This window comes from Gandjariella thermophila (genome assembly GCF_005405885.1).
Classification (GTDB): Bacteria; Actinomycetota; Actinomycetes; order Mycobacteriales; family Pseudonocardiaceae; genus Gandjariella; species Gandjariella thermophila.
The window spans coordinates 288,573-300,375 of the sequence record NZ_BJFL01000004.1 but is presented as its reverse complement, the minus strand read 5'-3'; the positions used below and the strand labels follow the sequence as shown (position 1 = coordinate 300,375).

General features: G+C 73.5%; 10 protein-coding genes. 4 read left to right on the top strand and 6 right to left on the bottom strand.

The window, feature by feature from the left end:
- From FFT21_RS07145 to FFT21_RS29590, 3 genes are all read left to right on the top strand, one after another.
- On the top strand, nucleotides 1-2,808 hold the full coding sequence (locus FFT21_RS07145; protein WP_137812957.1) for an ATP-binding protein: 2,808 nt from the start codon (nucleotides 1-3) through the stop codon (nucleotides 2,806-2,808).
- Nucleotides 2,809-3,295: 487 nt separating this feature from the next.
- Complete coding sequence (locus tag FFT21_RS07140; RefSeq protein ID WP_225978161.1) at nucleotides 3,296-3,982, top strand: helix-turn-helix transcriptional regulator; 687 nt, start codon at nucleotides 3,296-3,298, stop codon at nucleotides 3,980-3,982.
- Nucleotides 3,983-4,068: 86 nt separating this feature from the next.
- A complete protein-coding gene (locus tag FFT21_RS29590) occupies nucleotides 4,069-4,347 on the top strand; it encodes a hypothetical protein (protein ID WP_225978160.1) in 279 nt (92 codons plus the stop codon).
- Here FFT21_RS29590 and FFT21_RS07130 read toward each other — a convergent pair.
- The 3 genes from FFT21_RS07130 to FFT21_RS07120 form a co-directional block, all read right to left on the bottom strand.
- Nucleotides 4,322-4,690, bottom strand: coding sequence for a hypothetical protein (locus FFT21_RS07130; RefSeq protein ID WP_137812956.1), 369 nt, complete (start codon nucleotides 4,688-4,690; stop codon nucleotides 4,322-4,324). The two genes, FFT21_RS29590 and FFT21_RS07130, sit on opposite strands and share 26 nt — an antisense overlap.
- A 323-nt stretch (nucleotides 4,691-5,013) precedes the next feature.
- Nucleotides 5,014-6,054: a sodium:calcium antiporter gene (locus FFT21_RS07125; protein WP_137812955.1), complete on the bottom strand. Its 1,041-nt coding sequence runs from the start codon at nucleotides 6,052-6,054 to the stop codon at nucleotides 5,014-5,016.
- Nucleotides 6,055-6,313: 259 nt separating this feature from the next.
- Nucleotides 6,314-7,219, bottom strand: a complete 906-nt coding sequence (locus FFT21_RS07120; protein ID WP_225978159.1) for a rhomboid family intramembrane serine protease — start codon at nucleotides 7,217-7,219, stop codon at nucleotides 6,314-6,316.
- Nucleotides 7,220-7,257: 38 nt separating this feature from the next.
- On the opposite strand from FFT21_RS07120, the gene FFT21_RS07115 reads away from it, so the two are divergent.
- The gene (locus FFT21_RS07115) at nucleotides 7,258-8,289 is read left to right on the top strand and encodes an Acg family FMN-binding oxidoreductase (protein WP_137812954.1); all 1,032 of its coding nucleotides are present in this window, start codon (nucleotides 7,258-7,260) and stop codon (nucleotides 8,287-8,289) included.
- A gap of 30 nt (nucleotides 8,290-8,319) precedes the next feature.
- Here FFT21_RS07115 and FFT21_RS07110 read toward each other — a convergent pair whose 3' ends face one another.
- The 3 genes from FFT21_RS07110 to FFT21_RS07100 all read right to left on the bottom strand — a co-directional run bounded on the left by FFT21_RS07110 (nucleotide 8,320) and on the right by FFT21_RS07100 (nucleotide 11,699).
- Complete coding sequence (locus FFT21_RS07110) at nucleotides 8,320-9,783, bottom strand: bifunctional aminoglycoside phosphotransferase/ATP-binding protein (protein WP_137812953.1); 1,464 nt, start codon at nucleotides 9,781-9,783, stop codon at nucleotides 8,320-8,322.
- 51 nt (nucleotides 9,784-9,834) lie between these two features.
- The gene (locus tag FFT21_RS07105) at nucleotides 9,835-10,308 is read right to left on the bottom strand and encodes an Hsp20/alpha crystallin family protein (protein ID WP_225978158.1); all 474 of its coding nucleotides are present in this window, start codon (nucleotides 10,306-10,308) and stop codon (nucleotides 9,835-9,837) included.
- Between the two features lie 281 nt (nucleotides 10,309-10,589).
- On the bottom strand, nucleotides 10,590-11,699 hold the full coding sequence (locus FFT21_RS07100; RefSeq protein WP_137812952.1) for an NDMA-dependent alcohol dehydrogenase: 1,110 nt from the start codon (nucleotides 11,697-11,699) through the stop codon (nucleotides 10,590-10,592).
- Nucleotides 11,700-11,803 lie beyond the last annotated feature (104 nt).

Sequence of the window (11,803 nt, the reverse complement as noted above, 5' to 3'; positions counted from 1 at the left end):
ATGTTGCTCGAGCGGGACACCGAGCTGGCGCTGGTCGGTGCCGCCCTCCGGGCCGCGGAGGACGGCGAGTCCTCCGTCGTCCTCATCCGCGGCCCGCTCGGCATCGGCCGGTCCGCGCTGCTGCACCAGCTTCCCGCGCTGGTCACCGGCGAGGAGGTGCGGGTGCTGCGCGCGTCCGCGGCCACCATGGAGCAGGACTTCGCCTTCGGCGTGGTGCGCCAACTCTTCGACAGCCTGCTGGCCGGGGCGCGGCACCGGATCCGCGAGGACTGGACGCGGGAGCGCGGCGGCCTGGTGCGGCTGGTGTTCGCTGACGACGCGGTGTGCGGACCCGGCGGCTACCACGCCGCCGCGCCCGAGGCGGTGCTGCACGCGCTGCGGTCGTTGCTCGCCGAGGTCAGCGCCGACTCCCGGTTGCTGCTCCTGGTGGACGACCTGCAGTGGGCGGACGAACCCTCGCTGCGCTGGCTCGCCTACCTGGCCAAGCGGCTGCACGGGTTGCGCGCGGTGCTGGTCTGCACGCTGCGCGACGGCGACCCCAGGGCGCGGCATCCGCTGGTCCGCGAGGTCGCAGACGCCGCGACGCGGCTGCTGCGGCCCCGCCCGCTGTCCCCGGCCGGTGCCGCCGCCATGGTGCTGGACCAGTTCGGCGAGCCGGGCGAGGAGGAGTTCGCCCGCGCCTGCCACCAGACCTCGGCGGGCAACCCGCTGTTCCTCCGCTCCATCCTGCTGGGCGTCGCGGTGGCCGGTGGCCGGCCGACCGCCGACCGGGCCGAGCAGGCCCGCTCGATGCGGCCCGCGCAGCTGCGCGACCGGCTGGTCTGCTGCCTGCGCGCCCAGCCGCGGCCGGTCCGCGACCTGGCCGCCGCCATGGCCGCCTTCGACGGGGCGGGCGAGCAGGAGCTGATCGCCCGGCTGGCCGGGCTGGACACGATCGGCTTCGCCGGCGCACTGCGCACGCTGCACCAGCTCGGCTTGCTGGCCGGCGAGCAGGAACCGCGCTTCGTGCACCGCGTCGTGCGGGACGCGGTGGAGTCGTCGATGACCGTGGCCGAGCGGGAGCGGCTGCACGACGCGGCCGCGGCCCTGCTCTACGGCTACGGTTGCCCGGCGGAGCAGGTGGCCGCCCAGCTGATGGCGGTCACCACCTCGCGGCAGCCCTGGGCGGTCGTGGTGCTGCGGTCCGCGGCGGACACGGCGCTGCGCCGCGGCGCACCCGACACCGCCGCCCGCTACCTGCGCCGCGCGCTGATGGACAGCTCCGCGCAGGGGGAGGATCGGGCGCGGCTGCTGATCGACCTGGCCACCGCCGAGCGCGGGTTCGACCCGGCGGCCTGCGAGCGGCACGTCGCCCAGGCCGTGCCGCTGCTCACCACGGCCACGGACCGGGCGGCCGCCGCGCTGCGGATCGCACCCACCGTGCTCGGCGTGGCGCCGCCGTCCGTGGTCGAGCTGCTCCGGGACGTCGCCGGCGAACTCGGCGCCCCGGACGCGCTGGAGGGCGGCGCGCGGGAGGCCGCGTTGCGGCTGGAGGCGCGGCTGCGGCACTGCGGGCACGAGGACCCGGCCGAACTCACCGCGGCGACGGAGCGGCTGCGCGGGTTGGGCGAGGACCCGCCGCTGCGATCCGCGGCGGAACGGGAACTGCTCGTCGTGCTGCTCAACGCGGCGACGCTGACCTGCCAGCTGACCGCCGCGGAGGTCGCCGAGCTGGGCAACCGCATCCTGGAACGAGAACCGGCCACCGCCGCGCACGTGCACTCGGCGCTGCCCCTGGTGGCGATCACGCTGGTGGCGGCCGACTCGGTGCGGCAGATCGGCTCCTGGCTGTCCGTCGAGCAGCGGACCCGCCGCCGGGACGCGACCCTCGGCGACGCGCTGGTCGACGCGGAGCGGGCGTTGCTGCTCACCGCCCGCGGCCGGCTGGCCCAGGCCAGGGAACGGGCCGAGCAGGCCATGCGGCTGGCCGCGGCGGACGGGCACGAGGTCGGCGCGCTGGCCACCATGGTGCTCGGCGCGGTGGCGCTGGAGGTGCGCGATCCCGCGCTGAGCGAGCGGGTACTGCGCGGCGGGCACCGCCGCGGCGACACCCTGGCACTCGCGGTCCTGCTGCGGACCGTCGACGCAGCGCTGGAGGCGCAGCGCGGTCACTGGACCAGCGCGCTGGACACGCTGCTGGCCTGCGGCCGGCAACTCGAGGCGTCGGGCTGGCGCAACCCGGCGCTGTTCCCGTGGCGGCCCTGGGCGGTGAGCCTCTACCACCGGCTCGGCGACGCCCGCTCCGCCCTGGCGCTGGCCGAGGAGGAGCACGCCGGCGCGGTGGCCTGGGGCGCGCCCGCGGCACTCGGCCGGGCGCTGCGGTTGCGGGGCAAGCTGCACAGCGGCCGGCGCGGCGTGGACCTGCTGCGCGAGGCGGTGGACACGCTCCGCGGCTCGGCGAACGAACTCGAGTTGGCCCGTGCCCTCGTGCTGCTCGGTCTCCGCCTCGGCGACGGTGCCGAGGCGCGGGCTGCGTTGCGGGAGGGCGGCACGCTCGCCGCCGCCTGTGGTGCCCCGTGGCTGGTGGAGCGGGCCCGGTGCGGCAGCGGTGCGGCCGCCGGGTCGCAGGTGCCGCTGACCCGCACCGAGCGCCGGGTGACCGCGCTTGCCGGCCGCGGCCTGACCAACCAGGAAATCGCCGGCGAGTTGGGGGTCACCTCCCGAGCGGTCGAGAAGCACCTGACGAATGCCTACCGCAAGCTCGGTGTTTCCGGGCGGCGGGAACTCGTCGCGGCGCTGTCCACCCTGGAGTTGGCCGGCACGTCCTGACCTCCGGCTGGATCGACGGCCGGGCCGGCGAAACACGCCTTCCTTTCCCCACCTCCCGCGAATGCGGTGCGTTCGCTCGCGGTGCCGAACGGCGTGCAGCCCTGCTGCGCCGCGGTCGGCATGGTTCGGTGCGCACCGGGCACGGTTCGGGTCCGGTCCGCGGAACGAACATCAAGAGCACCTTAAACCCGCAGAATGTGCCTCGTTCGGCGGGGCGGAGATCGCCGTACCGAACCGAACTACCGAAGCCCCGGCCCGCCGACCGTACCTGCCGGGTGGGCGACCACAGGTTTAGCCGCACCCGCCCGATCGCCGTTGACGACCGCGCCGCCATCTCCTTACGGTCGATTTCAGTGGATCGCGGCCCGCATTCGGCAAAAGGAACTGACGTTTTTGGGAGGGCCTGCTCCCTCCATGCCTCTGTTTCCCGCGGCACGGCGACGAGAGATTCCGAGCATTTCGACGGAGACGAAGGGACGGCGGTCTCGTGACGGTTTCCGCACTCGACGATTCCGCGCAAACCGGCAGCGGACGCGGGCCGGCGCGGCACCGCGCCCGCGCCGCCGGGGACGAGGGCGGCGACCAGCCCGGACTGTGCCTGGCGCACCTCGACCGCGACCTCACCGTCCAGTACGCCAACCGGGAGTTCTTCGCCCAGTTCGGCGGGGCCCCCACGGATCTCTGCGGCCGCGGCTTCGCCGACCTGGTCCATCCGAGCGCGCGGCGGCCGGTGCTCCGGGAACTCGCCCGCCTGGTGGACGGCCGGCGGGACCGGTTCGCCACCCAGGTGATCGCCGTGCGGCTGGAAGGCCCCTCGTTCCCGAGCACGCTCACCGGAGTGGCGGTGCGCGGCCGGTCGCCTGGCGTCACGGCGATCCTGGTGCTGATGCGGCCGGCGCACGGCGGCATGGGCACCGGCGCGGTGGCCGACCGCAGGAAACTGCTCACCGAGACCGACGCGCGCGTCCTGGAGGGCATCGCCGCCGGGCTGTCCACCGTTCCACTGGCGGCCCGGCTCTACCTGAGCCGGCAGGGCGTCGAGTACCACGTGACCGGGTTACTCCGGAAGTTCAAGGCGACCAACCGGGCCGCGCTGGTGTCCCGCGCCTACGCCATGGGGGTGTTCACCGCCGGTACCTGGCCGCCCAAGGTGGTCGAGGACTTCGTCAGGTGACCGGTGGCGGCGCGTGCCCCTGCTGGGCTGGCAGACCGTGTTCCTCGCCGAGGGACTGCCCGCGGTGCTGCTCGGCGTGCTCACCTGTGGGCACCGGCGCGCTCGTGCCCGCCCGGTTCCTCACCGGGGCGGCGGCCGCGGCCGGCATCGCGTTCATCAACTTGATCGGCAACCCTGCCGGCTTCGCCGGGCCGTACGCGATCGGCTGGATCGCCCAGGCCGGCAGCGCGGTGTGGGGGCTGCTGGCGATCGTCGCGGTCACCTGGGCGGCGGCGCTCGGGGTGTTCGCCGTCCGGGACCAGACCGCGGTCACCGCGCCCGCCGCGGCGCCGGGCCGGTTCAGAAGCCGGCGTACGCCGTGGTGAGCGCGATGGCGTCGGTGGGAAACCGGAGCCGGCGGTCCTGCTGCGGGTCCTCGATCTGGAACCCGATCGCGGCCAGCGCCTCCAGGTGCGGCAACGCCGCCCGGATCACCGCGCGGGCCCGGCACCGGTCCCGCTCGTCCGGCAGCAGCAGCACCAGCACGTCGCGGTGCCGCTGGACGACCCGCCCCAGACCGGCCAACCGCGTGCGCGCCTCCCGTTCCTCCGCGCGCACCTCGCGCCACGGCCAGGTCCGGCGCCCGTCCAGGATGTCGTCCAACTCCAGGCTCGCGACCTCTGGATTCGTGTTGTCTGGCGGGCGAAACAACATCAGGTCGTAGCTCACGAGATCACCGTATTTGGCCGGCGCCATCCCGCCGGCACCGGGCTGAGGAATTCGCGCCCGGCGTCGCCGTATTCGCGTCGCGCCGCCCGGAATCGGGTGGTGTGGCACCCGCCCGGGAGCGACGTCGGCGCAGGTCAGCGCGTACTGTGCGGCCGGAACCGGAATGCTGGTGGGACGCTCGACGGCATGCTGGAGTAGCGCGATTGTGACATTGTCGTGACCTGCCGCGGTGAATAGTGCAGGCGGTCGAAACAATTTTCCCGCGATTCCCTGACATCATGACGCGGAGTAGCCGGCTCTGTGTCGATCCTCTTCCGTTCGGGTTATCGGAGCAGCGCGATCAGGAAGGCGCCGAAGCCGGCGTAGTACAGCGCGGCCAGCGACAGTGTCCCGGCGGTGAGCCGGCGGGTGCGCAGCAGGACCAGCAGGTAACCCATCGCGGCCATGGTGGCGATCCCCGAGGCCACCAGGGCGGCGTCGAACCGCCACGGGGTGAACAGCAGGCCGAGGCCGCTGGGCACGGTGGCCTGGATCATCATCGCGCCGGAGATGTTGGCCAGCGCCAGCGGCGTCTTGCCCTGCCGCACCCAGATGATCACATTCATGATCTCGGGAAGCTCGGTGGCGATCGGGGACAGCAGCAGCGCGGTCACCGCGGCCGGCAGCCCGAGCATCGGGCCGATGGCGTCCAACTCCGCGACGAAGAGTTGGGAGGCCAGGAAGATCAGCACCACGGTTGCGGCCGTCTGCACGACCACCGCCCAGGTCTGCGGGGCCGGCCGGCGGCGCTGCAGCAGCAGCGGAGCGAGCGCCTCCGCCTCGTCGCCGGCGGACTCGGCGCGGATCTCCCGCCAGAAGTACACCGCGTAGGCGGCGAAGAACAGCAGCCCCAGCCACGGTTTCACGGCGAAGGCGACCAACCCCAGCGCGACCTTGACCACGAAGACCGTCAGGAACCAGGTCTGGTCCCTGGCCAGCTTGCGGGTGTCGCCGAGGACGTCGGCCCGCGCCACGCCGGTGGCCGCCGCCGCGCCGACGCCGTCCACCGGGGCGCGGGCCGGCACGCGCCGCCGGGCCAGCAGCATCCAGCCGGTCACCGCGTACGCGATGGTGGCCAGGACGAGCGGACCGCCCATGGCCGCGCCGACGCCGATGTCCTTCGCGGAGGCGCCGTTCCCGAAGATCACCGCGACGAAGGTCACCACGCTCTCCGGCAGCGCGGTGCCGAACGCGGCCAGGATGGTGCCCACCGCCAGCGGCCCGACCTTCAGCCGGTGCCCCAACCACTCCACCGCGTTGACGAACCACTCGCAGCACAGGTAGATCGCCGCGGCACAGCCGATCAGCAGGACGAAATGAATCACGAGCGCGGTATCCCTTCGCGTCCCCGGCGGGGACACGAACCCGGGAACACGCCGAGACCTCGACCCCGCCGACGACAGACGTCAGCCGTTGGTCGAAGGTCTCGCCCACCCCGCCGCACGCGGGGCCCGGCCACCGGGAGCCCACCGGGGCTCCAGCATGTCGACGACCGGCGAAGGACTACTCCCCTTCGCGGGCCATGCTAGCGGATACCCGCCCACGTCAGTTGCTTGCCGGCAGACAAGCAACGTGTGCTCCGCGTCAGCGGGCGTAACCCAGCGGCGGGGCGGAGGTGCGGGACCGCAGCGGCCAGGCGATCAGGGCGCCCACCGCGAAGCCGATCACATGCGCGGCATAGGCGACCGCGCCGGCCTGCGCCGTCCCGTAGCCGGTCGCGTAGAGCGCCTGCAGCACGAACCACATCCCCAGCATCAGCCAGGCCGGGACCCGCAGCGGCAGGAAGAACAGGAAGGGCACCAGCGCCCACACCCGCACCCGCGGATACAGCACCAGGTACGCGCCGAGCACCCCGGCGATCGCGCCGGATGCTCCGACCAGCGGCTGCGCGGACGACGGGTCGGTGAGCGCGAACCCGTAGCCCGCGGCGTACCCGCACACCAGGTAGAACAGCAGGAAGCGGAGGCGGCCGAGGCGGTCCTCGATGTTGTTGCCGAAGATCCACAGGAACAGCATGTTGCCCAGCAGGTGCGTCCAACTGCTGTGCAGGAACATCGCGGTCAGCACGGACAGCACCGGCGACTTCTGGTAGTTCGGTGGGCCCAGCAGGCAACCCGGCCCATGCGCGCCGATCGCCGCCGCGCCGGTGGGCACCAGCCGCGGTGGCCGGTTGAGCAGCAGCTCGCGGGGCACCGCGCCCCAGCGCTCGACGAAGGCCTGCAGGTCGCAGAGCTGACCCAGGGTGGTGCCGCCGACCAGCGAGTGGGCCGCCGCCGGCATGCGCAGGAACACCACGACGTTGATCGCGACGAGCGCGAAAGTGACCCACGGCGTGCGCCGCAGCGGGTTGGTGTCGTGCACGGGTATCACGTCACCTGCATACCTCATCCCGGTGACGGCCATGTGTTCGCCGGCGCGGCGTGACGGGATCGGCACGCTGCCGGGACCGACGCCGACCGTGCTGAGGTCGAAGGACTCTCGAACGCCCACCCCGGCCGCGACATCGTGGACCCGGGAGGTGGGGAGGCATGCATGCCGGGCTACCCGACGGCGACACCGTGCGGGCCGCGATCGCCCTGGCCGTCCACGCACCCTCGATCCACAACTCGCAGCCGTGGCGATGGCAGGTCGCCGAGCGCGCGCTGCACCTGTTCGCCGACCCCGACCGCCACCTCGCCGCGACCGATCCCGGCGGCCGCGACCTGGTGCTGAGCTGCGGCGCGATGCTGCACCACGCCAGGGTGGCGTTCGCCGCCCTGGGCTGGGCCAGCACCGTGCGCCGGCTGCCCGACCCGGCCCGGCCGGAACACCTGGCCGCCGTGGAGTTCACCCGGCGGGACCCGGCCGAGGAGGACAGGGCGCTGTCCACCGCGATCGGCCGGCGCCGCACCGACCGGCGGAGGTTCAGTTCCTGGCCGGTGCCCCCGGTGCTGCTCGCCCAGCTCGCCGAGCGGGCCGCCGAGCAGGGCACCACCCTGGTCGCGGTGACCGACCCGGCGCAGCGCCGCCGGCTCGCCGCGGCGATCGACGAGGCGGCGATCCGGCAGCACGCCGACCCCGTCTACGCGGCCGAGTTGGCGGCGTGGAGCGGCCGCGGCCGTGGCGCGGTGGAGGGCGTCCCCGCCGCGAACGTGCCCCTCCAGCACGGCCGGCGCCAGGGCGTGGCAGCGCCGCTGGGCCCCGGCTACGGCGACATCACGATGCGCACCTACGAAGCGGGCGAGCTGGCGCCGACCCCGGAGACCGGCGAGCCGGACGCCGCCGAGCTGCTGGTGCTCGCCACCACCTCGGACGACACGGTGGCCCGGTTGCGTGCCGGGGAGGCGCTCAGCGCGGTGCTGCTGGCCGCCACCGACTTCGGGTTGGCCACCTGCCCGCTGAGCCAGCCGCTGGAGATCGGCACCACCCGGGCCGCCCTGCACGACCACGTGCTCGGCGGCCGGGCCGCGCCGCAGATCGTGCTCCGGGTCGGCTGGGCGCCGCCGTCCAGCCCGCCCATCCCGGCCAGCGGTCGCCGGCCCGTCGACGACGTGCTGGACCGCATCCCGCGGCCACGCTGACCGCACCGCCCCGGCCGGCTCACCGCGACCTCACGCCGTGGGCAGCACGCGGAGCGCCTGGCGCAGTGCGGTGCGCGGGGAACCGGTGGTGTCCACCGTCCACGCCTGCGGCCAGTCGTCGGCGTCGACCGCCATCGCCGCCGCCACGCCGGGACCGGCGTCCGAGACCCCGCCGCGGCGGGAGCGCAGCCGGCGGACCGTGACCTCGGCTGGTGCCGTGCAGCGCAGCGGCACGAGCGCGCTGGAGGTGCGCTCGGCCGCCTCGGCGGCCAGCCGGCGGTGCCGCTCGCTGGTCCACGAGGCGTCCACCACCACCGACTCGCCCCGGGCCAGCAGGGCCGCCGCCCGGACCAGCAGCTCCCGGTAGGTGCGGTCGGTGTGCTCCGGCGCGTAGATGCCGTGCCGGTAGTCGTCCGCCGCGCTGGTGATGGGGGAGATGCCGGCCAGCTCCTTGCGCAGCCGGTCGCTGGACAGCAGAACCATGCCGAGCCGGTCGGCGAGCTGGCCGGCGAGCGTGGACTTCCCGGTCCCCGGCAGCCCACCGACGAGGACCAGGCGCACCTCACCGGCCCGCAGGTGGCGCAGGGCCAGTTCGGCGTGCGCGGTGGCCCCGGCCGCGGCCGACGCCTCGCCCTGCTCACACCGCACCCAGCCCACCTTGGCCCGGACGAACGCCCGGTAGGCCAGGTAGTGGTGGCGCAGCGACGGCGGCGCCGGATCGGCGGCGAACTCCGCGTACCAGTCCAGCAGGCGGGCGCCCAGGTCCGCGGCGCCCAGCCGCTCCAGATCCATGGCCAGGAACGCGATATCGTCCAAGCCGTCCAGCCAGCGCAGCTTGTCGTCGAACTCCAGGCAGTCCAGCACCCTCGGCCCGTCGGCCAGGCAGAAGATGTCGTCGGCGAGCAGGTCACCGTGCCCGTCCACGATCCGCCCGTCCGCCACGCGGGCGTCGAACAGCGCTTCCCGGCCGTCCAGGAACCCGAAGGCGCACCGCTGGATCTCGGCGACCAGCGCCTCGTCCCGCCGCGCCAGGCGTAGCCCGCGGACCTGGTCGAAGCTGGCCCGCCAGCGGGCGCGGAGCGCGTCCCGGCCGCCCTGCGCGGAGATCTCCGGACCGCGCTCCGCACCGGCGTGGAACACGGCGATCATCCGGGCGATCCGGCGCAGCACGTCCGCCACCGGCTCGCCCGCGGCGACCAGCGCGGACAGCCGCCGATCGTCGGGCATGCGGCGCATCACCACCAGGTGGTCGCACGGCGCGCCGCCCGGGCCGGACACGTCCGCGACGCCGAGGTAGACATCGGGGGCCAGCCGCCGGTTCAGCTCGACCTCCCGGCGGCAGGCGGAAAGCCGCTTTTCCCGCGTGGAGAAGTCGAGAAACCCGACGTCCACCGGCTTCTTCAGCTTGTAGGCGTGCGCACCGAGCAGCAGCACCACCGCGACGTGTGTCTCGCGCACCGCGGCGAACGGCTCGTGCCGGCCACCCATGCCCATGTCAGTTCCCGTCCGGACGTCGACCCCGGCGCACGGTTCCGCCCGCCCGGATCAGCGTCCCTGGATGGGGATGCGCCGGCTGGCCTGGCCGATCTCCGCCAGGGGTACGGTCACGGTGAGGATGCCGTTGCCGTAGCCGGCGCTGATCTCGTCCTCCTTGGCTCCCACCGGCAGCGGGATGCTGCGGGTGAACGAGCCGTAGCGGAACTCGCAGTGCCGCCTGTCCCGCTCCTCCTCGCGGCGCTCGGCGCGGATGGTCAGCACGTGCTCCTCGACGGTGATCTCCACATCCCGCTCCGGGTCGATCCCGGGAATCTCGGCGCGGACCACGTAGCGGTCCTTCTCGGTGTAGTCCTCGATCCGCATGCCGTACGCGCCCGGCGTGGTCCCACCCCACCAGGACGGCAGCGCCGGGAACGACTCGAACCAGTCGGCGAGATCCGGCAGCAGCGAGCGCGTGCGGCGGTGGGCTGGCAGCGTCATGGTCGTCTCCGTTCCGGTGAGCGTGCCCGCAACGGTTCTCATGGCACTCCTGCTCCGGCCGGCCCGGGCAGAGTCGCCGGCTCCCCGGCGCGCGGGACTTTCGGCCCGGCCACGCGGGCGGTCCTGCCCGGTCGTCCATAGTGGACGAACGCGGAAGGCTGAGGCGTGCGGACTGGCTCAGCGAGCCGGATAGTGACAGCCCGGCCCGCCACCGGCACCCGGCGGCGGACCGGGACCGGCCGCCTCAGTGCTTGTTCCTGAACTCGCCCTGGCGCGTTCCCATACTCGTCATCGCAGGGTCTGTCCGGTTCCGGAACAGGCTGTCAGTCGTAGACGATGACGCCGCGGATGTTCTTGCCGTCGCGGAGGTCCTGGTAGCCCTCGTTGACCTGGTCCAGCGTGTACCGGCGGGTGACCAACTCGTCCAGCTTGAGCTGGCCGGCGTCGTAGAGCCGGAGCAGCTTGACGATGTCGTACTGCGGGTTGGCGGAGCCGAACAGGGTGCCCTTGATGGTCTTCTCGAACAGGGTGAGGATGCCGCCGGAGACGTGCACGGTCAGCTTCTCCGGGTTGGCCAGGCCGGTGATCACCACGGTGCCGCCCTTGCCGACCACGTTGAACGCGTCGGTGACCACCTGCTCCTCCACCGTGCCGACGGTGACCAGCGCCTGGTCGGCCATCTGGCCCCAGGTCAGCTCGCTGACCTTGGCGGCGGCCTCCTCGGCGGTGGCGAACGCGTGCGTGGCGCCGAACTTCATCGCGGTGTCCCGCTTGAACTGCACGGGGTCGACCACCACGACGTACTTGGCGCCGGCGTGCGCGGCGCCCTGCACCGCGTTGATGCCGACGCCGCCGATGCCGTAGATGACCGTGGTGTCGCCGGCCCGCACGCCGCCGGCGTAGTTGGCCGTCGCCCACCCGGTGGGCACGCCGCAGCCGACCAGCACCGCGGTCTCCAGCGGCAGCCAGTCGTCCACCTTGACCACGGAGTGCTGGGAGATCGTGGCCCGCTCGGAGAACGTGCCGAGCATGCACATGGCGCCGACGTCGGTGCCGTTCGCGTGGAACCGGAAGCTGCCGTCCGGCATGTAGCCCTCGGCGATCGTGGCGCCCATGTCGCAGAGGTTCTGCCGGCCGGTCGCGCAGTAGCGGCAGGTACCGCAGTTCGGGATGAAGCTGCACACCACGTGGTCACCGGGTTTGACCTTGGTGACGCCGGGCCCGACCTCCTCGATGATGCCCGCGCCCTCGTGGCCGCCGATGATCGGGAACCGCGGCACGATGTCGCCGTCTATGAGGTGCAGGTCGGAGTGGCACAGCCCGGCCGCCGAGTACTTGATCAGAACCTCGCCATCGCGCGGACCGTCGAGATCCAGCTCCATGATCTCGAAGGGTTTGCGCACGTCGTGGAGTACCGCTGCCCTGGTCTTCATCACGTCCTCCTCGCGCCCTTGCGGAAGGGAACCGGTTGTGGCGCCCTCGCATGCGACCAAGGGGCGGCGTGTGGGACAAGGGCCGGTGACCATATCTCGCGGAA

What these genes read in the sequence shown, in the direction of transcription:
- FFT21_RS07145 (WP_137812957.1), top strand. Translation starts at nt 1, where the DNA reads ATGTTGCTCGAGCGGGACACCGAGCTGGCGCTGGTCGGTGCCGCCCTC.
- FFT21_RS07115 (WP_137812954.1), top strand. Translation starts at nt 7,258, where the DNA reads ATGCATGCCGGGCTACCCGACGGCGACACCGTGCGGGCCGCGATCGCC.
- FFT21_RS07110 (WP_137812953.1), bottom strand. Translation starts at nt 9,783, where the DNA reads ATGGGCATGGGTGGCCGGCACGAGCCGTTCGCCGCGGTGCGCGAGACA.
- FFT21_RS07105 (WP_225978158.1), bottom strand. Translation starts at nt 10,308, where the DNA reads ATGAGAACCGTTGCGGGCACGCTCACCGGAACGGAGACGACCATGACG.
- FFT21_RS07100 (WP_137812952.1), bottom strand. Translation starts at nt 11,699, where the DNA reads ATGAAGACCAGGGCAGCGGTACTCCACGACGTGCGCAAACCCTTCGAG.